Genomic DNA, 25,087 nt, shown 5'->3' with positions numbered 1-25,087 from the left:
GGGCAGGGGCGTTTATCTCTCTGGCGAGCCATGCCTGACAGTACTGACGTGATCGCATTAAGGAAACGGTGTGTTTCCGGTGTACTTATGGCGTACTTATGAGGGATACATAATGTTTAGTTTTAAAAAGTGCCTGATTGCACTTTCAGTAAACCTGGCGGTTGTTTCATCCGGTTTTGCGTGTACGACCCTGCTGGTCGGCAATGAAGCCTCGGCGGACGGCTCGATGTTGGTGGCCCGTAGTGCAGACAGCGACGCGCTGAAAGCACAGCATTTTTTGATTCATCCAGCGAAACAGAACCAGACCGGGGTATACAGCACCAAAGCACATAATGGTGCGAATGATTTTACCTGGCCGCTGCCGAAAAACTCACTGCGTTATACCACCGTGCCTAACTGGAAAACCCAGCTACACGGAGCCACCGGTTTTAACGAACTGGGCGTTGGCGTCAGCGGGACAGAATCTATTTTTGCTTCACCGAAGGCGCTGGCCGTTGACCCGTACGTTGAAGATAAAGGGATCACCGAAGACGATATCCCAGACATCTTACTGTCACAGAGCAAAACCGCACGTGACGCGGTGGCCCTGCTGGGGCATATCGTTGAAACCGTCGGCGCAGGTGAAGGTTTCGGCGTTGCCGTCGTGGATGATAAAGAAATCTGGTATCTGGAAACCGGTAGCGGTCACCAGTGGATGGCACAGCGGCTGCCAAATAATCAATATTTTGCCACCGGTAACCAGGGACGTTTACAGGATTACGATCCACAAGACCCGAACATGATGGCGTCGAAAAACCTGATTGAATTCGCCAGCGAAAAAGGTCTGTACGATAAGGCCAAAGACGGCAAATTCAACTTCTCCACAGTCTATACCCGCGATGATGTACGTGACCGTACCTATAACGACCCTCGCGTGTGGACCATCCAGAAAACGTTTAATCCTTCCGTCAATCAGGATATGGCCGCAGGCCGCGAGTTCCCGGTATTCCTGAAGCCGGAGAAGAAGATGACGCTGGATGATGTGAAGTCAGTGCTGCGTAGCCACTATGAAGGCACCAGCCATGATCCGTACACCAACGGTCTGAACGGCAAAGAACCGTGGCGTCCTGTCAGCGTATTCCGCACCTACGAGGCCCACGTGATGCAGGTCCGTCCGTGGCTGCCAAAAGAAATTGGTGAAACAACTTACATTGGCCTCGGTATGGCCGATCTTACCGCCTTTGTTCCTTACTACAGTGGACTGAAGGCGTATCCGGCCAACTATACGATGGGGACGGATAAAGCAGACGATCAATCCATCTACTGGAAGTATCGTAAATTACAGACGCTGACTATGACCGATTATCCTAAGCTCGCGCCCATCGTCAAAAAAGCCTACAAAGCGTGGGAAGACAAGGTTGCACAGGAGCAAAAAGAGGTTGAGGCCGAATATCTGAAGATGGCGAAAACCGATAAGCCTGCCGCAGATAAAATGCTGAATGACTTCAACCTGCGCATCATGGCCGACGCCGAGAAGCTGACGGAAGACCTGACGAATCAGCTGTTCACTATCCGCACTAAAGATATTCAGTCTGATATTTTCTTTGCTAACGCAGCCAAAAAAGACTGAGTCACCGCACGATAATCATCTGGCGCAAAGCAGACACGACGGCTTTGCGCCAACATCAATCAGGATCAGGGGAGTTCATCCAGCATCGGGGTTCTGAGATGGGTGTTTGCCCAACAGGCAGCCTGGGTTCGATTACTCACGGCGATCTTTTTGAAGATATTATAGATATGCGTTCTCACTGTGTTTTCACTGATAAAAAAGGCATAAGCAATCTCCATATTAGATGCCCCTTTCGACAGTTCAGTCAGGATTTCATATTCCCTCTCCGTTAGCAGCCAAGCATCGTTATCGGGTTGCGTGAAACCGATATTTTCTTGCAGCGGAGTGTGCGTTGGTTCTGAGCAGGGAGTTTGATAACCTTCTTTAATCACATTAAGCAAATGCTCGATGGTGCAATTGCTGGGGATGACGGACTCGAAATTCGGCCATGACATGCAGTCATACAGCGACAGCGATCTCAGGTAATTGATAATGTAGATCCGTACGTGATATTGATTATCATTGAGCAATCTTGACCATACTTTTTTAATTTTTTGACTGGATGCCTGAATATCATAGAGAATAATGCTTCCATCACAGATAAACGACATATCCGGTCGATTAATATTAATAAAATCAACAAGAATACCGACTTTCTTATTGAGATAATCCAGCAAGAGCTGTGTCTGTATCGACTGGTTGCTAATCAGTATGATCTTACTGTCCATGTTAAGCATAGATGGCCTTCATTCAAATGATGAGTGAAAATACTTCCCTGGCATTATGGTATACAAAATCAACGTCGCGTAATGACTTAAGATTAAAGATAATCTGATTGCGTTATGAAAATTTAGCTAATTGTGCAATATAAATGTTCGGTTTTTTCGAGTTATTGACTATTGTTATCTATCACATTTTGATATCAACACTTTCACGAGCCAGACGTATATTATAAACATGATAGATGATAATATTTTATGACAACTCATCTTTCTCCGCGACTCTTAATATCATTTCCTGAGTGAAATACGTTTAATTTACCATATACAACTCCAGCATTTCTTACATAATTCATATGGAGCGTAAGCCTGGCTGGACATATATACCCTATGTGTCAACAGCAATGTCAATGATATCAGAGGCGCTGTATCTCTACATGAGGAACACATTATGAGTAAATTATCTTTAGTAACGTTAATTGCATGTACAGTCTCCATTCCTTCAGCTATGGCATTTGGTGGCTTCGGACCTGGCCTGGAGTCACACGGAAAAGTTACTTTTACCGGACAAGTTTTCGCCAACTCCTGTAAAATAGTGAGTGGTGATAAAGATAAACACGTAAAACTCAACCCCGTACTAAATACACTTATAAAAAAAACTAATACGGTACAAGTTCAGGGATTTAGCATCCAGGTAACTGACTGTTTTATCCATGAAAAGGCAGTGCCGAAACTGGCATGGGGCAAGGGAAATATATTGACTGACGATGGATACCTTAAAAACACGAGTCTCAACGGGGCGATAAACGTAGCATTACTATTAAGTGATAGTAAAGGTAATAAAATTAATCTTCACGACAATGACCTGAGATTTGAACCGGAAAAAAATTACATTAAAGGTGATATATCTATCCTAACCTATAAATTTAACGTAGGTTATATTATGCCAAGTAAAACTTTTATTCTTGATAGAGCCACTGCTGGCTCTGTGAGCGCTCAGGCAAACTATAGCATTACCTATCTCTAAATACGCAATGCCATCGCACTTGGTGCCATAATACCCAGTGCATGGCATTTATTTTTATAGAGGTTTTATGAAAATTATTTTTTCTTTATTGGCCCTATTTTCAATGTATGCTGCGCACGCGAATAATATTATTGTTAATGGTACCCGGTTTATTTACTCTGAAGATGTTGCAGAAATCACCATCCATATGACCAATACGGGAAACTCACCATCGCTAGCGCAGATATGGCTGGATGAAGGCGATCCGGAGAAACTTCCCGAGGACATCACCACACCATTTATTATCTCACCACCGATTGCCCGCGTTGACGCGGGAAATGGGCAGTCGCTGAGAATCAAAAAAGCAGCCGATAGACGTATTTCCGCCACAGATCGCGAGTCGCTATGGTGGTTAAACATTCTGGATATTCCCTCCGTGGATAAAAGTAAAGTCACGGAGAATTCGTCGATGCTCAACTTAGCCATTCGCTCACGCTTTAAATTTTTCTGGCGTCCCGCGGGCTTAGGTGAACGGCAGAATGCTGAAAGCAAGATGCAAATTCTCGCTAACAACGGTGATATCACGCTGGTCAACCCAACACCTTTTTTCATTACGGTTGCGGATATCGTAACGGCTTCCGGCAATGGACTTCTGCGCGAAGGCGTGATGGTAGCCCCTAAAAGCAGCAGCACTATTACCGCAAAGCACAATGTCAGACGCGGCGAAGCAGTCTTTTTACAGGCAGTCAGTGATTACGGCAGCGTTGTGGAATTCAAGACCACCATTAATCAATAGAAAGGGATAGAAAGGAAGACAAAATGGGTTTATGTAAAAGGATATTCACCCTGCCCTGCATTATCATTTTACAGAGTTCATTATATTCAGTTGCACTCCACGCAGAAAACAATACTCGCTATGAATTTGATAATGCCGTCCTGATGGGCAACGCATCTCTTAATGATTTGCGTTCTTTTAATGCGGCAGGCTTGTTACCGGGCCAGTATATAGTCGATATATATATCAACGATAACTGGCGCGGACGTCGTGAGCTGTTATTTGAAAAAAATGACCGCGGGGAATTAGTCAGCTGTTACTCGGGGCAATTTCTTAAAGGTGTGGGCATCGACCCAAGTAAGATGAATGATACGCTGGCCGCGAATCCCTCACGCTGCGCCAGCATCGCCAAATGGGACCCAAGTGGGAAAGCCAACGAGCAGCTCAACACCAGCCAGCTTGAGCTACGCATCACCATCCCACAGGCCTATGTCGAGAATCTTGACAGCAATTATGTTCAACCTGAATTATGGCAACCGGGGATCCCAGCGATTAATTTCGGTTACAACGCAGATTATTACAGCACTCAGCAGCGGGGTCACGATCACGCCAGCACGGACAGTGCGTGGTTGGGGATGGATATCCGCGGCTCCGCTGGAGGGTGGCTGCTTGAGCATTTTGGCAGTCAGAACTGGGACAGCAAGGTGGGTAGCCATTACGCCAATAACCGCACGACGTTAAAACGACCACTCCCCGGTTTGGGATCCATGTTCAGCGCCGGGAAGTTTTATACCGACAGCCAGATGTTCGACAGCATTGCTCTTCTTGGGGTGGGGCTGGCTTCCGAGGATTTAATGCGCCCGGATAGCACGCTGAACTGGGCTCCAGTCATTCGCGGGGTGGCAGAAACCAATGCCCGGGTAACCATCACTCAGGACGGACAGACTCTTCACCAGTCCTCCGTTCCAGCCGGGCCATTCTCGATTGAGTCCGTGCTGCCCGCCAATACTGGGGGCGAGCTACTGGTGACCATTCAGGAGTCTGACGGACGTATCCGTCGCTTCACCGTGCCTTACGCCAGCGTCCCGCAGTTGCTCAAACCCGGTGTTTCACGCTATGGCGTGGCCATGGGTACCGTTGATGAAGATAACAATGATGACGACCCGTTTGCTGCTCAGGCTTACTGGCAGTATGGCCTGAACAACTTTCTCACCTTGTACAGCGGCGCATCCGGGTTTGAACGCTATCAGTCAGCGCAGCTCGGTAGCGGCCTCAACAGCAGACTTGGCGCATTCGCCATTGATGTTACGCAATCACGCCTGCATCTTGATGATGACCGCCATCAGGGCCAGCAGTACCGTCTGACCTGGAATCGAACTCTGGCCTGGTCTGAAACCTCGCTCTGGCTGGAAGCTAAATACAGCTCACATCACTTTTATGGCCAGCGCGATGCCCTGGACGCACTGGATGCCGAAAAGTCTGACAACCCCTTTCGCTCATTACGCGAGAAACAGTCGTATAGCGTCAGCATCAATCAACCGTTATCAGACACCTGGGGCTCATTCTATTTGTCCGGCTCACTTAAAAAGTACTGGGATCAACAGGACAATTATCGCCAGTATGCCGTGGGCTACACAAACTCATGGGGTAATCTGACCTGGAACATATCAGCACAACGACTCTGGAATGAGGATGATCACGGTTCGGTCACCAAAGACGATCAAATCATGCTTTCGTTAAGCTATTTTCTGCCACGAGACAACGCCGGATTTACACAGATTTCGTCTGACAGCTACGCGAATAACGGAAAAGCCAGCAATACGCGCCTCGGTTTCACCACCTCTTCCGATGATGAAAATAATATCGTATGGGGAGTCAACACCGGCTACGCTCGCGGTGGCGATGCAGAATGGGGCGCCAACGGAATGATCCGCACCCCTTACACCTCAATAAACGGAACATGGAGCCAGGGCAACTCGTGGCATCAGATCAGCGGAGGGATGAGCGGGATGATGATCGGTCACGCGAAGGGAATCACCTTCTCACCAGAGCGCTCTGATACCGTCGCACTGGTTTACGCACCGAATGCCAATGGCGCACATCTGGACGGCGTGCCAGGAACCCGCTTCGATAAAAACGGTTATGCCATTATGCCGTGGCTGCGCCCGTGGCGCGTTAATGACGTGATGATCGATCCAAAAGGCTCCGCTGACGGCCTGACATTCAGCAAAACCCAGGGAAAAGTTGCGCCTTACGAAGGCAACGTCGTACCCGTCATCTTTGAAACAAAATTGCAGCGACAGACGATTATTTATCCCCGCCTTTCAGACCAGCAGAAATTGCCGTTCGGCGCCATTATCCGCGACCGCACCAATAACCATGTTGGCTATGTCGGGCAAGGCGGTGCGCTCTATATTGATGAAACCACCTCACCGGACGTGTTTGTTTCCGTGGAAAACAGGAAATGTACGATCGTATTAAAAAGCCAGGAGGCCACATGCCGCTAATACGGGCTGCTTTTATTCTGGGTATTACGTTGGGCATTCATCAGACGGCTAGTGCTGCATGCACACTGGCCTCGCAAAAAATGATTGTCCCACCGGAAACCGTCACAGTGAAGCGTGCTGTTCAGTCCGGAGGCGTGATTCAGTCACGTACGATTTTGGTTCCCAATGTTCAGGGGACGGAATGCACAAACAGCCTGCCGTTTACCGCTCAGGTGATGGGCGATCGGTCGGTAGCAACCTTACCCGGCATCCTGCGCAGCAACGTAAGCGGTATCGGTCTGAAAGTCTCTCTGGAAACGTCAACCGGACGCACCATCCAGTGGCCATCAGCGTTCAGGGCAACTCCGGACGAGTTTAAAAACAGCAAGATCAATATTGAATTGATTAAGCTGGACAGCAGCCTTCCTGCTGCCTCTTCGTCAGGCTCATTGAATCTGCAGATAAAAAGTGAAACGCAGTCGCAGCCGGTGGTGGATATCGTCCTACCGGCAAAATATATCACGCTGCTCAGCCGTTCCTGTAAGGTGCAAGGTAACCGCACGATCAACGTAGAATTGCCCGATGTACCGCTGAAGCACTTTAAGCGTCACGGCAGCACAACGGCAAGAAAACCGTTTTCTATCGACCTGCTTTGTAAGAACGACTTCTCCACGCCAGCCCGGGTTATCTTGCGCTGGAGCACCCTCTATAGTGGACAGGATCGTAACATTGGCGTCTTACCCAATATTCTCCCCAACGGTGCAAAAGGAATCGGCATTCAAGTTTTAGATCAACAACAAAACCCTATCAACTTTAATCAGCAGTCCACATTTCCGTTAACACATCAGGATAAGGGGAAATACACTATTCCTTTTCATGCACAATATTATCAAACGGAAAGGAACGTCAGCCCCGGGAGGGTTCGCGCCGTGTTGTATTTCAATGCGGAATATGAATAACCATCGATAAATAAGACGTGCAGCATGGTCTTTGCTCCACGAAAGTGGAGCCTTTTTCATCAGGACATGTCCGATCGTCATAGGTCTAACGGAATATAGTGCTCACAGATAATTGTCTTATTGATAACATCTTGTGGATGATAGCGAAACACTTCAATATCAAAACCGGGCTTTCTTTTTAATTTCAACTCCGGCATTGATTTCAAATAAATATATTTTGAATACAATGGATAGGCATCTTTCCTAAATATGAATGAAAAACAGGCATATTCCCCCGGAGGGTACTCATAGCGGTTATAAGCGTTCAGCGCATGATGATTCTTGCTGCCAATAATGGTTCTAATCTTCAGTCGCGTCGTCGACCTGGGATGGGGCGCAAAATCGGTAAGCGCCCACACATCTTGCTTTAAACTGGCAAGCTGATCGAATATTAGGTTAAGACGTTGGAGGTGTGAGTCCTCGGTTGGCGGGACTGGCGAATCATAGCGGTACTGAAACCCGGAAACAACATCAGCTGGTAACGTCCTTAGCTGTGGTTTATCGATAATGGTATCGCCGTGTTGCGCATACGACAGCAGCGGCGAGAGATCCCAGTTCGTGTTTTTACGGTACTCTCTCGGTGTACAACCCGTTAATTTTTTGAATTCACGGGAAAAAGATTGCTGTGAATCGAACCCTAGCCGCACCGAAATATCGATGATATCCATCATCGTCAGGCGTAACAAAGAGGCCGCTTTGGTAATCCGTCGCTTGCGAATATAGAGGCCTACCGGCATATTGATTCGCTGTTTTATCATTCCCTGAATATGTCTTCGGCTATACCCGGAAAAACGGGTAAGGTCGTCTATATCAACACCTGTGACGTAATTCTCTTCGATATAAAACAAGACGTCATTAATCGTCATTGCTTTCAACATACCTTCTCTATCTCCATTTAAAAAAGCATCCGTGCCCACCTTTGAAAACGGGATAACGGGATAAACAAATAACCCGATATTAGAGAAGGCTATTTTTACGTTGTATAGCAATGTGCACTATTCGCGTCAAACAAATTTAAACGAATATACATACCCCACGTAAAACTATACGCAAAATACACCATTTTAATATAGTTAAGTTCGGTATTTATTAATACTTAATGGCTGCGGAGAAGCGCTGACGGTTAACGACGCTCAGAGGGAAGCATCATCAGCGTTTCACACCGCGCCTTCACGGCGTCGTGTAGCAGGCGCACCGCCGTTGAAAGCTGTTTTCGGTGCGGGCAAATCATATTTAGCGGGACTTTTTCCCCCTGATAATCAGGCATCAGCAACTGCAAACGACCGTCACGTACATCTTCACTCACGTCCAGCCACGACTTATACGCAATCCCCTCACCGGCAATCGCCAGACGACGGATCACTTCGGCGTCATCGCTCATAAACGTGCTGTTGACCTGCACACTGCTGACCTCACCGTTGCGCGTAAACGTCCAGCGGTCATGGAGTCGCCCGCGTAAGACGAAGGTCATGGCATTTAACGACGCTAAATCATCTGGTTTTTGCGGCTCACCGTGCTGCGTAACCCACCCCGGAGAAGCCACCAGCACGCGTCGATTACCAGGAGCCACGGGCAGTGCGATGTAAGACGCATCCTCGGTATTACCATAACGAAACGCGACATCGACGGGATCTTTAAACACATCAGTCACCTGATCGGAGAAAAAGACCCGCAGGCGCAGGGCGGGGTGGCAACGACGAAATGACTGAAAAACAGGCAGCAGCAGGTTACGCCCGAGATCGGACGGCACCGCAATTTGCAGCGTGCCGGAAATCTCATCCTCGGGTGTCTGAATTTTCTGCAGACCGGCATGCATCACGTCCAGCATCTGGCGGGCATAGGGCAACCAGACCTCGCCTTCCGGTGTCAACCGCAGACTACGCGTGGAGCGCGCAAACAAGCGTATGGTCAGCGTGGACTCCAGGCGCTTGATGGCGGAACTGACCTGGGCCGGCTGGACGCCGACTTCGCGCGCCGCATCACTAAAACTGTTAAGCGCCGCGGCGCGGACAAACAACGTGAGATCTTCAAGCCGGAACATTTTCACTCCCCGAGTATAAGTCCTGTCGCCGTGAGGCTATTTTTCCCGTTCTGATGCCGGTTTACCATCGAATTATTCAACAGATAAACAGAATCCTGTAACCGGAGAGATTATGAAAGCCATCGCCATTACCCACGCCGCAACCGACGGCAGTAACATCGCATATTTACAAGAGATTGACCTGCCAACGCCCATTGCCAAAGGGCATGACCTGCTGGTTGAGGTGAAAGCGATTTCCGTTAACCCTGTTGATACCAAAGTTCGCGAGGGATTCAGCGCTGATACCCCGCGTGTTCTGGGCTGGGATGCGGTGGGCGTGGTGAAATCCGTCGGCGAGTCCGTAACGTTATTCACACCGGGCGACGAAGTCTGGTATGCCGGCGCGCTAGGTCGGGCGGGCAGTAACAGCGAATTTCAGCTGGTTGATGAACGCATTGTCGCGCTGAAGCCGCAATCGCTGGATAACGCCTCTGCCGCCGCCCTGCCGTTGACGGCCATCACCGCATGGGAAATGCTGTTCGACCGCCTGGGTGTTGCAGAAAATGGCAACGAAGGCGACGTATTGTTGATCGTCGGTGCGGCGGGTGGCGTCGGTTCTATCCTGACTCAACTGGCGAGTAAACTGACCAAAATGACCGTTATTGGCACAGCATCGCGCCCGGAAAGCCAGAAATGGGTGCGTGAAGCAGGTGCGCATCATGTGATCGATCACAGCAAACCGCTGACCGAAGAGCTGGCACGAATTGGAGTTAAAGAGGTCACACACGTTGCCAGCCTGAATAATACCGAACAGCACTATCAGCAGATTATTAGCGCCCTGGCCCCACAGGGCAAACTGGCACTGATTGACGACCCAGAATTCCTTGATGCTCGTCCGCTAAAAGCAAAAAGCATTTCACTGCATTGGGAATTTATGTTTACCCGTTCAATGTTCGAAACCCATGACATCATTGCCCAGCACCAGCTACTGACCCGCGTGGCGCAACTGATCGACAGTCAGACGATCCGTACTACTCTGGGAGAGCATTTGGGCACTATTTCTGCGGCGAACTTACAAAAAGCCCATGCGCAAATTGAAACCGGTCGTGCGGTAGGCAAAATTGTTCTGGAGGGGTTTTAATATGTCTGACACTGAAGTGATTTCTATTATTGCGGTACTGAAAGCCAAACATGGGAAAACCGACGCCCTGAAACAGGCACTGCAGGCCTTACTGCTACCCACGCGTCGGGAACCAGGCAATATTGAGTATGCGTTGTTTCAATTGCGCGATACGCCGGATGTATTTTACGTACGCGAATCCTGGCGGGGTCAGGCTGGCCTAGACGAACATATTGCCCTGCCACATTTCCAGACGTTTATCCTGCAAATGAACGATCTGCTGGCCGAGCCGCTGCGTCTGGATTATCTGACGCCGATTGCGCCTTAATCTCTTGATGAAATCCCCCGCCACACGGGGGATATTCAGTCAGGCATTACGCCCCGCCATCACACCGCCATCCACATCCCAGACAGCCCCGGTCACCCAACCCGCTCTATCAGAAAGCAGGAATGCGACGGTTTCTGCAACGTCAACTGGCGTCCCAACCCGGCCTGTCGGATGGAAGCTATCAAAGCTGCTCATCACCCCCTGCACATCCTCTTTCGGAATAAACCCTTCATAGATAGGTGTGTGTACCACCGCTGGAGAAACGGCATTAACGCGAATACCGCAGCCCCCCAGTTCAATGGCCAGATTTTTCGTTAAGGCATGCAGGCCCGCTTTTGCCATCGAGTAGGCCGAAGAGGGCGTCGCCGCTATCGCTTGTTTTGCCCACATCGAACCAATATTCACAATGGCACCATTTATCTTTGCCGCCACCATATTGCGCACCACATCCCGGGTAATGAAGAACATTGCGCGGTTGAGGCTCATGTACAGATCATAATCCGCAACCTCATGTTCAATAAATGGTTTCGGCAAGAAAACCCCGGCCGCATTGACCAGCAGGCTGATGTCGCGGTGTTCGGTATTCACCGTATCCATCACCTGGTGCATTCCGGCTTCTGACATCAGATCCGCGGCAATGACCGCGACATCACCCATTGCCGCCAGCGCCTGACGCGCCTGCTCAGCTTTATCGGCACGATTACCGACCAGCACCACACGTCCACCCTCTTTCAGGATCAGTTTCGCAGTTTCAAGTCCCATCCCACTGGTCCCGCCCACCACTAACAGTTTTTGTCCGGCAAATAATGCTTTCATCGTTAACCTCGTTTCAAAAATTCCTTGATGCGCTAAAGATGCCACCCGGCAGAGGTGATGACGAATGAGAAGAAATAGCGACACCAGAAAGAAAATCTATCTCGCAGGCGTATACTGAGAACTGCCAATCAGAAGGAACAGAACCAGATGCGTTTACTTAATCGACTAAAATGGCTGCACGCCTTTGAGGCCACCGCCCGCCATGGCAGCTTTACCGGCGCTGCGCAGGAGTTGGGCGTAACGCCCGCCGCAGTCGGACAGTTGGTACGCGCACTGGAAGATTGGGTGGGCCATCCGCTGTTACACCGATCCCGTTCAGGTAAAGAGCGCCTCACGCTGGTTAGTGAAGCGCAGGACGCATTACGCGACATTACCCAAGGACTGGATAACCTCGAATCCGGGCTGAATAAACTGCGCGGTCGTCGGGCACGCTCGGTGGTAATCATCACCGCCTCTCAGGTACTGGTAATGAACTGGCTGATGAGTCGTCTCAACCGTTTCTCGCAGGCGCATGAAAACATCGAACTACGCCTGAACGTGACGGAAAAATTAATGGATGTCGCCCACAGCGAAGCGGATTTGGGTGTGCGCTGCGGAAAAGGTGACTGGCCAGGCGTCAACAAAACCAGGTTGATGGATGAAGAGGCCGTTCTGGTCTGCAGCCCGCTCCTCGTGCCAACAGAAAAAATATCCTGTGGTGAATGGTTGGCCACACAGAAGCTGATCCATGATGATACCCCCCACCACGGTGCCAATTTTCCGTCCTGGGATGATGTTCTGAATGCTACCCATGCTCCCGCCGCACGCGAAAGCGGGCTGCACATCAACTCCACCGCCACCGTGATTCTGGCAGCACTCAGTGGTCAGGGTGTGGCCATTGTGCGCCGCGCGCTGGTGCAACAACTTCTTACTGACGGACAACTGGTCCAGCTTCATCCCAACGTCCGCTGGCCCCTGGCATGGTCATACTACATCGTCACGCCACAGCACGCGGCTATGCGCCCTGAGGTGAAAATCTTTAATGACTGGCTAAAGGCGGATGTGCAGGCAGAGATCCATACCATCTCTGATATGATACCTGCACACAAATAAGACAATACAACCATGCCGAGGGAATAATGAGTTCCACCAGAAGAGGGATGATGAACGTCCTGATTGCCGCCGTATTATGGGGAAGTTCGGGCGTTTGCGCGCAGTACATCATGGAGCAAAGCCAGATGTCGTCGCCGTTTTTAACCATGACGCGCCTGATTTTCGCCGGACTCATTCTGCTGATGCTCTCGTTTGTGCACGGCGACAAAGTCTTTTCGATCATCAAAAACCGCAAAGATGCCATCAGTCTGCTGATCTTTTCTGTGGTCGGCGCGCTCACCGTACAGCTGACTTTTCTACTGACCATTGAAAAATCCAACGCCGCCACCGCAACGGTACTGCAATTTTTGTCACCAACTATTATCGTGGCGTGGTTCTCCGTAGCGCGTAAAGCGCGACCCGGCATTTTAGTGCTCACCGCCATTCTGACTTCACTTATCGGCACATTCCTGCTGGTGACTCACGGCAACCCAACCTCGCTGTCTATTTCACCTGCCGCGCTGTTCTGGGGGATCGCCTCCGCCTTTGCCGCCGCGTTCTATACCACCTATCCCTCTACGCTTATCGCCCGTTACGGTACGCTGCCGATCGTTGGCTGGAGTATGTTGATAGGTGGCCTGATCCTGCTCCCGTTCTATGCCGGAGAGGGAACGGACTTCGTGGTCAATGGCAGTTTGATTCTGGCGTTTTTCTATCTGGTGGTGATCGGCACATCGCTAACGTTTAGCCTGTATCTGAAAGGCGCGCAGATGATTGGCGGACCGAAAGCGAGTATTTTGAGCTGTGCGGAACCGTTGAGCAGCGCCCTGTTGTCGCTGTTATTGTTAGGGATTACGTTTACCCTGCCTGATTGGCTGGGCACGCTGCTGATCCTCTCTTCTGTAGTGCTGATTTCAATGGATTCCCGTCGCCGCGTCCGAACGGTATAACACCGAGCGGCGCGGCTACAGAGGGGTATTACCAGCCAGGTACCGCGCCGCCGTTAAAGATTTTTTCCGCCGCTTTTGCGACTTCCGGAGACTGATAAGATTGCAGGAACTCTTTTACGTTCTCGGCATTTTTATTGTCTTCTCTCGCCACCAGGATATTCACGTACGGCGAGTTTTTATCTTCGATAAACACGCTGTCATGTACTGGCGAAAGTCCGGTTTGCTGAATGTAGGTGGTACTGATGATCGCCACGTCTACTTTCTGATCGTCCAGCACGCGCGGCAACTGCGCGCCTTCCAGCTCCATAATAGTCAGATGACGCGGGTTATCGGTGATATCCAGCGCCGTCGGCAGCAGACCGGTTCCCTCTTTCAGCGTGATTAATTTTTCTTTTTGCAGCAGCAACAGCGCACGCCCGAGGTTAGTGGGATCGTTAGGTATCGCAATCGTCGCACCGTCTTGCAGTTGATCGACCGTTTTGATTTTTTTCGAATAACCGGCCATCGGGAAGACAAAGGTATTGCCCACCACCACCAGCGTATAGTTATGCGCTTTATTATCCTGCTCCAGGAACGGACGATGCTGGAAGACGTTGGCATCCAGCTCACCCTGATTAGTTGCATCATTAGGCAGTAACGAACCACTAAATCCCACCAGCTCAACATCAAGTCCGTACTTCTCTTTGGCCACCTTCTTCGCGACTTCCGCCACATCCTGCTCTGCGCCGTTAATCACGCCGACTTTAATGTGTTTTGTATCACTGCTTTGCTGGTCGCAACCTGCCAGCAATAATCCCACCAGCAATACCGCGGTCCCGGCCCCGAAATAGGGTTTCTTCAGCTTCACGTTTTTATCCTTTTGAATTAACCGCCCATTGAGTAATGAAATGACTATAGCGGGAAGGCCGCTGCGGTTTATAAAACGAAAAAGCATCAGCAAGAAGAAAAAGGCATAACGGAAATAAGAGAGATTAGTCAGAGTGTTCCATAAGCTCATCAATGGATAGCCCGGTAATCAGTAGCACCAGGTCGCGATCGATACCCTTTTCAAGCATGGCATGTGCAATCCGCAACGCTTCGTCCTGCTTTCCTTCCTGCTTTCCTTCCTGTTTTCCTTCAAGCTTTCCTTCTTTTCTCCCCGACTCACGTAAGCATTCTGCAATCGTCATTAATCTCTCCTTGTGTTGGGGAACGCGCCCGGCAAGCCTGCGGATAAACACCTCAAAACGGGTCGCACTACCAGACTGTAGCAAGTAATTAAACAGCGTTTCTATCTGGCTGTCATTAGCGTGTTCCTTAACAAGCAGGACCGTCAGTTTATCCACCAGAGGCGTCAGGTCGCGCTCACGGATATGCTTTTGAACAAGCTCCAGCAGAGCCATCCGCCGATGCTGCATAATCTCATCATCAGACACCACGGTGATGTCCACCAACGGAAAAGGCGCATCATAAAGTTGCCGCGCTATCTCTGGCTCGGCAAATTCATCCAGCCAACTTAGCGAAAAGGGATATGGGCTTTCCACACCATGGTAAAAAAGTATCGGCACCACCAGGGGCAACGTTTTATACCCGGCGTCGAGATGACGCTGCATCGCGGCAATGGCATAGCGCATCAGTCGAAATGCCATGTGGGCATCCGGCGAACTTTGATGTTCAATCAGCGCATAGATGTAGCCATTACCCTTCGTTGTTTGCAGAGACCACAGTACATCGGAATAGCTGGCCCGCAGGTCTTCCTCTACAAAACTGCCGGATTCAAGCTTCAGCGTGTCCAGCTTGCAAAGGTCGCGTAGCGATTCAGGAAGCCAAATATCCAGGAAATCCCTCGCCGTTTCCGGGTGGGCTAAAAACCTTTTAAACACCGCATCATGCGGCGTGGATGTCGTGCTTTTTTTCATGGCGATCCATCACCTGCATTACAAGATGACGGGACCTTACTCGCCTATCGCATAATCCACATCAGGCAACGTTTAAGCCTGCGAGGTGCTTTGGGAGATAAATACACACTACTGTAATGTATTCATTTTCAGGGAATGATGTTCGCAAAAATGCCCGGAGGCGCTAACGCTTACCGGGCCTACACGGGCTGCTGAAACGCATAACCGGCTGTGACGGTCATCAAAACGTTTTCGATAAATAGTGGCGCGCAGCCCCTTGCTCCGGAAAATTTTCGAGGGTTAATTGCAGCTGGTAGCCGTTCTTTTGATAAAACGGTAGCGCCTGGAAACTCAGGGTATCAACCAGCGCATGCAGACATCCTCTCTCGCGAGCCGTCTGTTCTGCTGCCTGAATCAGCTTCGTGCCATAACCCCCTTTACGCAGGGATTCATGCATCCACAAAAACTCGATACACAGCCATTCACCTTTGATTTTGCCGATCAGCCCACCCTGTATTTCATTGTGTTCATTGCGCCAATAGACCGCCAAATCGCCGAAATTGCTCGTTTTCAGGAACGGGAAGTTGTAAGCCCGTAGGCCAGTAAGCAGCGCGTTTTGATCGTCTTCGGTAACCGTATCCGTAATCTGTATCTGCATTCTATCCTCCTGAAAAACTACAACTTCTGGCTGATTAGGTTTTAGACATTAACACAGGCTGATGAGTGAGCCTTATGGCGTCTACACTTACTCTTGAGATGATGCGCATCGACAACAAGGATTATTATCATGAAACGAGCCGTTTTTCCGATTATTGCCGTCCTTTTCACGCTGCCGGGTCTGGCGCAGGCCGACTCGGCTTACGGTTCTCTACAGGCAGTTCACGAAAAAAACACCGTATTAAAGGACTTACGTAAAATTTGTACCCCACAAGGGTCGCCGTCGGATGAAGTATGGGAAAAAACCATTATGTCTGATACGCGTAATCAACAGCACATTCGCGAGGCCATTTTGGCAATACAAAGGAGTAATCAGAATAACTACTGGGATGCGCTGGGCAAAGTGGAATGCCCGGATATCTAGGCGTGAAGCGCATGGCTTCACGCCTGATTAAGACGGTTAACGCTGAGGAATAATGAGGTCGCCACGCAGCACGTATGAACCCAGCACGTTCTGGGTTTTCTCGTTCAGCCAACTGACAATGCGTGCCGCCATCGCATCCATTGAATACTCAATGGCCGGGATAGTTGGAATGCCCGGTAGATGCAGCGAACCGGCCAGGCTAAAGACCATAATGTCTCCCGGTACCGATTTATTAAACGCCTGCAGCTGCGGGATAACCCGCTGGGCCTGCTGTTCGTCCGCCACCAGCAGCGCGTTAAAATTGAGCGTTGACGCGTTATTGAGCAGCTCCTGCAATGCCACGGAGGACGACGTGGCTTCCATAAACACCAGATTGCGGTTAAACGGCAGGAAGTTTTTTTCCAGCGCATGCTTGTAGCCCAGCAGCACCTGATCCGAGAACCCCATACCGTCCGGGTGGATCAGTGCAATCTGGCGTCGGTTCTGGCTTATCAGGTAGTTACAGGCTGTTTCGGTAGCAAACGCGTGATCAAACTGAATGCTGTTGACGTCATCGCCAGAGTCCAGGCAATCCACCAGAATGACATTCTCCTGGCTAATGCTCAGCGGGAACCGCGCGCCAATAATCAATATGTCATCACACAACCCACAGCTTAATTCATCCAGGGCGTTCATCACTTCCGCTTTGCTATTGGCAAAACGCAACAACAGATGCTTTTGATGCTGGCTAAGGTGTTTTTCCAGCGCGTAGAGATAGCCGGTAGTCTGGTTAATGTTATCCTGCGCGCAAATCACCCCAATACAGCCGGTAGACTGACTCAGCAGCGACTGTGCAATCACGTTCGGGCGATAGTTCAGTTCATCCACCGCTTTCAGCACGGCAAGACGGCTGGCATCTTTGACACCACGTGAACCGCTCAACACGCGTGACACCGTGGCCTTTGACACCCCGGCCAGACGCGATACATCGTTGATAGTAGACATCATTCTCCCCTGACAGGACCCGCCTGGCCCTTTCCTTCCTGTATTTAACACTGGCTTAAATAATCGCCACTCGCAGTATATCTGTTTCCGTTTTTCATGGAAACCGATTTTCCATTTTGACTCAAAAAGAGATCAAATTGCCGAATTTCGTGAGCCAGATTCAAATAATTAGCCTTATAACAATAAGATCTTGATGGCCGTCACAGTTCTGTTTGCGATGGATGGAAACCGGTTTCCGTATGATATCAAATCAGACTCGCAATATGTTTTTACATTTAAAGGATGGTTCACCATGTTCAGGATTATGTTGTGTTGCTCTGCAGGGATGTCCACCAGCATGCTGGTTCGCAAAATGGTTGAAGAAGCGGAAACGCGCGGGTTGCCCGTGAAGATTGATGCATACGGTGTTGCCGAATTTGACACACAGTTTCCAAATTATCAGGTGGTGCTGCTCGGCCCCCAGGTAAAGTACATGCTTACTACGCTCTCAGAAAAGGCTGCCACCCAGGGTGTACCCGTAAAAGCCATAGATATGATGGATTACGGTATGCAACGCGGTGACAAAGTGCTGGATTATGCCCTGTCGCTGATTGAAGCGGCACACTAGAAAGGTATCAATATGAGTTCGTTATATCAGTCAATGGTTGCCGTCATTGAACAATCCATCACCCCGCTCGCCGGAAAACTGGGGCAGCAAAAGTATGTGATTGCGATTCGTGACGGTTTTACGGCGGCGCTGCCGTTTATGATCATCGGCTCGTTCATGCTGGTGTTTATTTTCCCTCCGTTCTCTGCCGAAACCACCAACAGCTTTGCCCGTGGCTGGCTCGACTTTTCTGCCACCTACCGTGAACAGTTAATGCTGCCGTTCAACCTCAGCATGGGTGTTATGACGTTCTTCATCTCCGTTGGCATTGGCGCCAGCCTTGGCCGTCAGTTTAATCTCGACCCAATTATGTCCGGGCTGCTGGCTTTTATGGCATTTCTACTGGTAGCAGCGCCTTATGCCGACGGAAAAATCTCGACCCAGTATCTTTCCGGTCAGGGAATTTTTACCGCCCTGATTACCGCCATTTATTCCACCCGCGTGTATGCCTGGCTGAAGCAGAATAACGTGACAATCCGCCTGCCAAAAGAAGTGCCGACCGGCGTCGCGCGTTCATTTGAGATCCTGATTCCGGTGCTGGTGGTAATTGCCACCCTGCATCCGCTGAACCTGTTTATCGAAGCACAAACCGGGATGATCATTCCGCAGGCGATTATGCACCTGTTGGAACCGCTGGTTTCCGCCTCTGATTCGCTGCCAGCGATTCTGCTTTCCGTCCTGCTGTGCCAGATTTTCTGGTTTGCGGGAATCCACGGCGCACTGATTGTCACCGGCATCATGAACCCATTCTGGATGGCAAACCTGTCCGCTAACCAGGCGGCACTGGCGGCAGGTGCGGCGCTGCCGCACGTTTATCTGCAAGGCTTCTGGGATCACTACCTGTTGATTGGCGGCGTGGGCTCAACCTTACCGCTGGCGTTCCTGCTACTGCGCAGCCGCGTCGCCCACCTGCGCACCATCGGCAAAATGGGAATTGTGCCTAGTTTCTTTAATATTAATGAGCCTATTCTGTTTGGTGCGCCGATCATCATGAACCCGATGCTGTTCATCCCGTTCGTCTGCGTTCCAATGATCAACGCCGTACTGGCCTATAGCGCTACCAAGCTCGGCTGGATAGCCCAGGTCGTGTCGTTAACCCCGTGGACCACGCCAGCGCCAATTGGGGCATCCTGGGCTGCGAACTGGGCATTAAGTCCGGTGGTGATGTGCTTTATCTGCATGGCAATGTCGGCGCTGATGTACCTGCCTTTCCTGCGTGCGTACGAACGTTCTTTGATGAAATCCGAAGAGCAAAAAGCCCAGGATGCCGTCTCCGTGGCGAACGCTGCCCGTAGCAACTCATAATGAATCAAGGAGTCAGAACAATGAGATACCGTTTTCCTGAAAACTTCTGGTGGGGCAGTGCCTGCTCAGCGCTGCAAACCGAAGGGGATAGCCTGAACGGCGGTAAAAGCCAGACCACATGGGACGTGTGGTTCGACCGTCAGCCAGGTCGTTTCCATCAGGGGGTTGGCCCGGCAGACACCTCCGGTTTTTATCAACACTGGAAACAGGACATCGCACTGCTGAAACAGCTACAGCACAACAGCTTTCGTACATCCTTGAGCTGGTCGCGCCTGATCCCGGACGGCACCGGCGAGGTCAATCCCGAAGCGGTCGATTTCTATAACAACGTCATCGACGAGCTGCTGGCGCAGGGTATCACGCCCTTTATCACCCTGTTTCACTTCGATATGCCAATGGTCATGCAGGAGAAAGGCGGCTGGGAAAATCGTGAAGTTGTGGAAGCCTTTGGCCGCTACGCCCAGACGTGTTTTACCTTGTTCGGCAATCGGGTGAAGCACTGGTTCACCTTCAACGAACCGATTGTCCCGGTAGAAGGCGGCTATCTGTATGACTTCCACTACCCGAACGTGGTGGATTTCAAACGTGCGGCAACCGTGGCTTACCACACCGTACTGGCGCATTCGACGGCGGTCCGTGCGTATCGCGCTGGCAACTATGACGGTGAAATCGGCGTGGTGCTGAATTTAACGCCGTCTTATCCGCGCTCGCAAAATCCGGCGGATGTGAAAGCCGCACACCATGCGGATCTGCTGTTTAACCGCAGCTTCCTCGATCCGGTATTAAAAGGCGAATATCCGGCGGACCTGGTGGAACTGTTGAAACAGTACGATCAACTACCGGCCTGCCAGCCCGGCGACAGCCAGCTCATCGCCGAGGGTAAAATCGACCTGTTGGGCATTAACTACTACCAACCGCGCCGGGTGAAATGCCGCGATAACGCCGTCAATCCTGACGCGCCGTTTATGCCAGAGTCGCTGTTTGATTATTACGAAATGCCGGGACGTAAAATGAATCCATACCGTGGCTGGGAAATCTATGAGCCGGGCATTTACGATATTATTACGAATCTGCGTGATAATTATGGCAACCCGCGCTGTTTTATTTCTGAAAACGGCATGGGTGTAGAAAACGAGCAGCGTTTTATTCAGGACAATCAGATTAACGACAATTACCGTATTGAGTTTGTCTCGGAACATCTTAAATGGCTGCATAAAGGCATTAACGAGGGTTGTCATTGCCTTGGTTACCATATGTGGACCTTTATTGATAATTGGTCATGGCTTAACGGATATAAAAACCGCTACGGTTTTGTCCAATTAGATTTAGCCACGCAAAAACGTACAGTGAAAAAGAGCGGCGAGTGGTTTGCGAAAACTGCCGCCAATAATGGATTCGATTAAAAAGAGAGCATCATGATTGCATTAGAAGAAGCAGTAATGGAAATCATCGTCAATGCCGGGCAGTCACGCAGCCTGTGCTTCGAAGCACTGCACGCCGCGCGCGCCGGGAACATTGACGAAGCGAAAAGCCTGCTTCGTGAGGCTGACGGCTATGCCCGTCAGGCTCACCACATGCAAACCAAATTGATCGAACAGGACGCCGGGGAAGCCCGGCAACCAATGACATTAATTATGGTGCATGCGCAGGACCACTTAATGACGTCGCTATTAGCCCGCGAACTGTCAGAAGAAATCATTCATCTGTATCAACGTTAGTTTCTAAATAACATTTTCTGAACGGAGTATTTATTACGACTAAATAAATTATTTCTGTACCTATTAAAAAACAAACAAATCAACTTGTTTTGGTGATAGCAAATTCAACCGAGACGGGATGGTTATTATCTTAAAATAAATGAATACACACGCTTATTCAGAATGCCAATGGCAACCTGAAGGGTTAAGTGTCAAATGAGATAACCATGAACATAAAAAAACTTCCATTAGCCATGGCGGTCGTGGCCGCGCTGTGCCCAATTTCTGTGCTCGCACAGGAATTTACGCAGGAACAAATCGACGCCATCGTCGCCAAAGCCGTCGATAAAGCGCTGGCGGAACGCCAGGCGAAAATGGACGCTGCCGTGGCGAAGAAAACCGATGTGATTAACGAACCGCAAAGCGCGGCGCAGTCGCCGGATATGGCGATACCGTTCGGCGTGAAGTTCAGCGGCTACGCCCGTTACGGCGCGCACTTCCAGAGTGGCGATCAGAAATACGTTGGCGTTGACGGGTCCTATAACGGTGCATCCGCGATTGGTCGTCTGGGTAACGAAGGCAACGGTGGCGAATTCCAGCTCTCCAAAGCGTTCAAAAGCGACAACGGCGCAATCTGGGATATCAACGTGATGATTGACCACTGGGGCGACGAAGTTAACCTCAAAAAAGCCTACGCGGGCGTGACCAACGTGCTGGAGTCCAATCCGAACGCCTACATCTGGGCCGGTCGTGACTTCCATCAGCGTCCACAACAGGGTATCAACGACTACTTCTGGATGAACCACGACGGCCAGGGCGCCGGGGTGAAGAACTTCGACATTGGCGGCGTACAGTTTGATGTTGCCACCGTCGCCGCCGTCGAATCGTGTAGCCCGGAAGTCATGGAAGACGAAGCTAACCCTTCACGCATTACCTGTACCGGCGGCTCCGGCACCGGCGATAAGGGTAATTACGCGGTGACGTCAAAAATCCACAATATGAAGCTCGGCCCGCTGGACCTGGAGATCTACGCCAACTATGGCTTTGACTCCAAGGCCGTCGAGAGCGATGACCGTCTGAAAGCCTGGCAGGGCGCTTTTGTGCTGAGCCACACCAACGACAGCGGCGTGAACAAGGTGATCGCCCGTTATTCGGATAACTCAGACAACAGCGTCTACAACAAAACCGACGACCTGACCACGGTTTACGCCAGCTTCGAGGGGAGCCATAAGTTTACCCGCCAGGCGCAGGTGGAATACCTGCTGGCGTTCCATGACTACGACAACAGCGCAGATAAAAGTGATAACCGTAAGAACTACGGTGCAATTGTACGCCCGATGTACTTCTGGAACGACGTTCACTCCACCTGGCTGGAAGCGGGCTATCAGCGCGTAGATTACGACAACGGCGGGGATAACAGCGGCTGGAAGCTGACGCTGTCGCAGAACATGTCGATCGCCATGGGACCCGAATTCCGCCCCATGCTGCGCTTCTACGTGACAGGCGGCAAAGTGGACAACGACCGCACCGTGCGCGTCAACGGCACGAAAGACGAAACCCTGGACGACTTCAACCTCGGCGCGATGTGGGAAGCGTGGTTCTGATAAGGAATCATGCATTATCGTCGTTACGTAGGCCCGGTAAGCACCGCGCCACCGGGCACGATGCCGGAGGGCGGCGTTAACGCCTTATCCGGCCTACGTAGACGGTCCCGCAATGAATATTGGGATCATTGCATACCCTTTATGCGCACTTTCGCTGCCACCACTAGCGCCGTCAGCAGCATCAGGCTGCCGGAGAGCATCAGGGGCGACAGCAGTCCGAGGTTATCAAGCGCATAGCCTCCCACCGCAGCCCCGCAGGTATTGGCAAGCTGGATCACGGCGACCTGGACGGATCCGGCTTTTTCTGCCTGATCGGCCAGCGAGCGGGTGATCCACGTCGACCATCCCACCGGCACCAGCGCAAACGCCAGCCCCCAAACAATCGCAATACCTGCGGCGACCACTTTGTCACTGCCCCAAAAAATCAGGATCAGCGCGCTGAGCGCCAGCACCAGCGGTGCACCGGCTAACGCCAGTTTCACCGAGCGCTTCAAAATCATCGACGAGAGCGACGTACCCACAAAACTGGCAATACCAAAGCTCAGCAGCACCAGCGTCAGACCATCCACATCAAATCCCGCCAGGTTCATATACACCGGGCGAATATAGGTAAAGAAGGCAAACTGTCCGGCAAAGGACATAAAGATGGCGATCATGCCGGCCATCACGCCCGGACGCTGGAGCAGGCTGAACATATTTTGTTTCTGGTGCGACGGCTCACCGGGCAGCGAAGGCAGCGATCTCACCACCCAAATGGTGCACAGCACTCCCATTACCGCCACAGCATTAAACACGTTACGCCAGCCGATAATACCGCCTAAAAAACTCCCCAACGGTGCAGCAATCACCAGAGCAATAGAGACCGCGCCGAAGATAACCGACAGCGCCTTCGGCACCGTACGCGCGGGAACCAGACGCATAGTCAGCGACGCCGACATCGCCCAGAATCCGCCCAGCGCCAGCCCCAAACAGGCACGGCCCACCAGTAGCAGCGCAAAAGAGTTGGCGAACGAGACCAGCAGGCAGGAGAGCGTCAGCAGCACTGAGAACAGGATCACCACATAGCGACGATCTGTCGCCTGAATGATTTGCGTGACAAACAAGCTGGCAAACATGGCGACAAAGGCCGTCACGGTGACCGACTGCCCGGCAACACCTTCTGAAATGCCTAGGTCCTGCGCCATCGGCGTCAGCAAACTGACCGGCAAGAACTCAACGGTTATCAGGCAGGCAACACAGAACGCGACGGCAAATACCGCCGACCAGTTAGGTCGGGTATTCACCTCTGCGCGGGATTTTTGTTCAATAACGTCACTCAATTTTGTAACCTGCGTAGGATTATTGTAGAAAAGTTACGCAGTGTAACATTAAAAATGTGACGTATTTAACGTTTTAACAACTTTCACCGCCGGACGGCGATGCCAAATAGCCATCATCACAAATCTGATATCAGTGTAGCCAGTGCACACCATCTTCAGGCAGGAAAAAGGCGTTGTAGCGCATTTGAAATGCATTTATCTCCTGCAGGTCTGGCTCCATTTCACGCAAAAAACCGAGCGCCAGACGCACCTGGGCGTCGGTAATTGGCGCGGCCAACCGGGCTTTTTGCAGCAAACGATGCCACTGCAGCAGATTCTGCTCACTACCGTCGACAATGACGACTTGCCAGATCAACAGCACCTGTGCGGCATTTTGCAGATGTGATTCGTCAGGTCGGTGGAGGTACTGTAAAAACGCCTCACCCTGCACTTTTCCCATCTGATCGGTCATCGATTCTACCGCCATCACATCAATACCCAGACGCTCGCTCAACCGGCGAACCGCACGCCGCGCCCCGGACGTCAGCACCCGAAAACCGACAATAAAAACAACCACCAACGTGGCCAGCATTATCCAAATCATGCGCACATCCCTTACCCGACAGGACGCCCATCATAGCGGCAATTTCATCTCTGTCGACGGCCGAACGTGTCAACGCTATTCCGGACGGCGCATAAGGCATAAAAAAGCCCGCCA

At 50.9% G+C, this 25,087-nt stretch carries 25 protein-coding genes; 15 read left to right on the top strand and 10 right to left on the bottom strand.

What is annotated here, in order from left to right; all coding sequences use genetic code 11:
• The first annotated feature begins 112 nt into the window (after nt 1–112).
• The gene (locus IB214_RS00265) at nt 113–1,609 is read left to right on the top strand and encodes a C69 family dipeptidase (protein WP_117342576.1); all 1,497 of its coding nucleotides are present in this window, start codon (nt 113–115) and stop codon (nt 1,607–1,609) included.
• 65 nt (nt 1,610–1,674) lie between these two features.
• Here the strand turns inward: IB214_RS00265 and IB214_RS00260 are convergent, their stop codons facing one another.
• Nucleotides 1,675–2,325: a LuxR C-terminal-related transcriptional regulator gene (locus tag IB214_RS00260; RefSeq protein WP_117342577.1), complete on the bottom strand. Its 651-nt coding sequence runs from the start codon at nt 2,323–2,325 to the stop codon at nt 1,675–1,677.
• 433 nt (nt 2,326–2,758) lie between these two features.
• On the opposite strand from IB214_RS00260, the gene IB214_RS00255 reads away from it, so the two are divergent.
• The 4 genes from IB214_RS00255 to IB214_RS00240 all read left to right on the top strand — a co-directional run bounded on the left by IB214_RS00255 (nt 2,759) and on the right by IB214_RS00240 (nt 7,533).
• Entirely contained in the window at nt 2,759–3,334 is a 576-nt protein-coding gene (locus IB214_RS00255) for a fimbrial protein (protein ID WP_117342578.1), read from the top strand.
• Between the two features lie 67 nt (nt 3,335–3,401).
• Nucleotides 3,402–4,109, top strand: a complete 708-nt coding sequence (locus tag IB214_RS00250) for a molecular chaperone (RefSeq protein ID WP_117342579.1) — start codon at nt 3,402–3,404, stop codon at nt 4,107–4,109.
• 143 nt (nt 4,110–4,252) lie between these two features.
• Complete coding sequence (locus IB214_RS00245; protein WP_244207859.1) at nt 4,253–6,595, top strand: fimbria/pilus outer membrane usher protein; 2,343 nt, start codon at nt 4,253–4,255, stop codon at nt 6,593–6,595.
• Complete coding sequence (locus IB214_RS00240) at nt 6,586–7,533, top strand: fimbrial protein (protein WP_115257143.1); 948 nt, start codon at nt 6,586–6,588, stop codon at nt 7,531–7,533. Before IB214_RS00245 ends, IB214_RS00240 begins: the two co-directional genes overlap by 10 nt.
• A 77-nt stretch (nt 7,534–7,610) precedes the next feature.
• Here the strand turns inward: IB214_RS00240 and IB214_RS00235 are convergent, their stop codons facing one another.
• Entirely contained in the window at nt 7,611–8,450 is an 840-nt protein-coding gene (locus tag IB214_RS00235; protein ID WP_223240284.1) for a helix-turn-helix domain-containing protein, read from the bottom strand.
• Nucleotides 8,451–8,695: 245 nt separating this feature from the next.
• On the bottom strand, nt 8,696–9,613 hold the full coding sequence (locus tag IB214_RS00230) for a LysR family transcriptional regulator (RefSeq protein WP_117342581.1): 918 nt from the start codon (nt 9,611–9,613) through the stop codon (nt 8,696–8,698).
• 112 nt (nt 9,614–9,725) lie between these two features.
• Here IB214_RS00230 and IB214_RS00225 point away from each other — a divergent pair, with 112 nt between their 5' ends.
• A complete protein-coding gene (locus IB214_RS00225) occupies nt 9,726–10,733 on the top strand; it encodes a zinc-binding alcohol dehydrogenase family protein (protein ID WP_117342582.1) in 1,008 nt (335 codons plus the stop codon).
• A 1-nt stretch (nt 10,734) separates the two neighbouring features.
• Nucleotides 10,735–11,040 carry a putative quinol monooxygenase gene (locus IB214_RS00220; RefSeq protein WP_117342583.1) on the top strand — a complete coding sequence of 102 codons (306 nt, stop codon included), beginning with the start codon at nt 10,735–10,737 and terminating at the stop codon, nt 11,038–11,040.
• 39 nt (nt 11,041–11,079) lie between these two features.
• Here the strand turns inward: IB214_RS00220 and IB214_RS00215 are convergent, their stop codons facing one another.
• A complete protein-coding gene (locus IB214_RS00215) occupies nt 11,080–11,856 on the bottom strand; it encodes an SDR family oxidoreductase (RefSeq protein ID WP_115257139.1) in 777 nt (258 codons plus the stop codon).
• 147 nt (nt 11,857–12,003) lie between these two features.
• On the opposite strand from IB214_RS00215, the gene IB214_RS00210 reads away from it, so the two are divergent.
• Both IB214_RS00210 and IB214_RS00205 read left to right on the top strand, forming a co-directional pair.
• The gene (locus IB214_RS00210; RefSeq protein ID WP_117342584.1) at nt 12,004–12,948 is read left to right on the top strand and encodes a LysR substrate-binding domain-containing protein; all 945 of its coding nucleotides are present in this window, start codon (nt 12,004–12,006) and stop codon (nt 12,946–12,948) included.
• A gap of 26 nt (nt 12,949–12,974) precedes the next feature.
• Nucleotides 12,975–13,877: a carboxylate/amino acid/amine transporter gene (locus IB214_RS00205; protein WP_115257137.1), complete on the top strand. Its 903-nt coding sequence runs from the start codon at nt 12,975–12,977 to the stop codon at nt 13,875–13,877.
• Between the two features lie 28 nt (nt 13,878–13,905).
• Here the strand turns inward: IB214_RS00205 and nlpA are convergent, their stop codons facing one another.
• From nlpA to IB214_RS00190, 3 genes are all read right to left on the bottom strand, one after another.
• Nucleotides 13,906–14,724: a lipoprotein NlpA gene (nlpA, locus tag IB214_RS00200; protein WP_117342585.1), complete on the bottom strand. Its 819-nt coding sequence runs from the start codon at nt 14,722–14,724 to the stop codon at nt 13,906–13,908.
• A gap of 124 nt (nt 14,725–14,848) precedes the next feature.
• Nucleotides 14,849–15,775 (bottom strand): Rpn family recombination-promoting nuclease/putative transposase, encoded by a 927-nt coding sequence (locus tag IB214_RS00195; protein WP_117342586.1) that lies wholly within the window; start codon nt 15,773–15,775, stop codon nt 14,849–14,851.
• Between the two features lie 220 nt (nt 15,776–15,995).
• A complete protein-coding gene (locus tag IB214_RS00190; RefSeq protein WP_117342587.1) occupies nt 15,996–16,412 on the bottom strand; it encodes a GNAT family N-acetyltransferase in 417 nt (138 codons plus the stop codon).
• Between the two features lie 129 nt (nt 16,413–16,541).
• Between IB214_RS00190 and IB214_RS00185 the strand changes: the two genes are divergently transcribed.
• Nucleotides 16,542–16,835 carry a YicS family protein gene (locus IB214_RS00185; protein ID WP_115257133.1) on the top strand — a complete coding sequence of 98 codons (294 nt, stop codon included), beginning with the start codon at nt 16,542–16,544 and terminating at the stop codon, nt 16,833–16,835.
• A gap of 36 nt (nt 16,836–16,871) precedes the next feature.
• Here the strand turns inward: IB214_RS00185 and IB214_RS00180 are convergent, their stop codons facing one another.
• Entirely contained in the window at nt 16,872–17,819 is a 948-nt protein-coding gene (locus tag IB214_RS00180) for a LacI family DNA-binding transcriptional regulator (protein ID WP_117342588.1), read from the bottom strand.
• 292 nt (nt 17,820–18,111) lie between these two features.
• Between IB214_RS00180 and IB214_RS00175 the strand changes: the two genes are divergently transcribed.
• The 5 genes from IB214_RS00175 (at nt 18,112) to IB214_RS00155 (ending at nt 23,071) form a co-directional block, all read left to right on the top strand.
• On the top strand, nt 18,112–18,426 hold the full coding sequence (locus IB214_RS00175; RefSeq protein WP_096759495.1) for a PTS sugar transporter subunit IIB: 315 nt from the start codon (nt 18,112–18,114) through the stop codon (nt 18,424–18,426).
• A gap of 12 nt (nt 18,427–18,438) precedes the next feature.
• Nucleotides 18,439–19,770 carry a PTS sugar transporter subunit IIC gene (locus IB214_RS00170; RefSeq protein WP_096759028.1) on the top strand — a complete coding sequence of 444 codons (1,332 nt, stop codon included), beginning with the start codon at nt 18,439–18,441 and terminating at the stop codon, nt 19,768–19,770.
• A 20-nt stretch (nt 19,771–19,790) separates the two neighbouring features.
• Entirely contained in the window at nt 19,791–21,173 is a 1,383-nt protein-coding gene (locus IB214_RS00165; RefSeq protein ID WP_115257131.1) for a glycoside hydrolase family 1 protein, read from the top strand.
• Nucleotides 21,174–21,185: 12 nt separating this feature from the next.
• On the top strand, nt 21,186–21,488 hold the full coding sequence (locus tag IB214_RS00160; RefSeq protein ID WP_008786514.1) for a PTS lactose/cellobiose transporter subunit IIA: 303 nt from the start codon (nt 21,186–21,188) through the stop codon (nt 21,486–21,488).
• A gap of 206 nt (nt 21,489–21,694) precedes the next feature.
• Entirely contained in the window at nt 21,695–23,071 is a 1,377-nt protein-coding gene (locus tag IB214_RS00155) for a carbohydrate porin (protein ID WP_117342589.1), read from the top strand.
• A 125-nt stretch (nt 23,072–23,196) separates the two neighbouring features.
• On the opposite strand, the gene nepI is transcribed toward IB214_RS00155, so the two are convergent.
• Nucleotides 23,197–24,390, bottom strand: a complete 1,194-nt coding sequence (gene nepI / locus IB214_RS00150; RefSeq protein WP_117342590.1) for a purine ribonucleoside efflux pump NepI — start codon at nt 24,388–24,390, stop codon at nt 23,197–23,199.
• 130 nt (nt 24,391–24,520) lie between these two features.
• Nucleotides 24,521–24,973, bottom strand: a complete 453-nt coding sequence (locus IB214_RS00145) for a DUF1198 domain-containing protein (RefSeq protein WP_096759021.1) — start codon at nt 24,971–24,973, stop codon at nt 24,521–24,523.
• Nucleotides 24,974–25,087: the final 114 nt, after the last annotated feature.

Origin of the sequence: Citrobacter sp. C1 (assembly GCF_014596895.2) — a bacterium.
GTDB classification, from domain to species: Bacteria; Pseudomonadota; Gammaproteobacteria; order Enterobacterales; family Enterobacteriaceae; genus Citrobacter; species Citrobacter gillenii.
The sequence above is the reverse complement of the archived record's forward strand: the minus strand, read 5'-3'. Positions and strand labels throughout refer to the sequence as shown.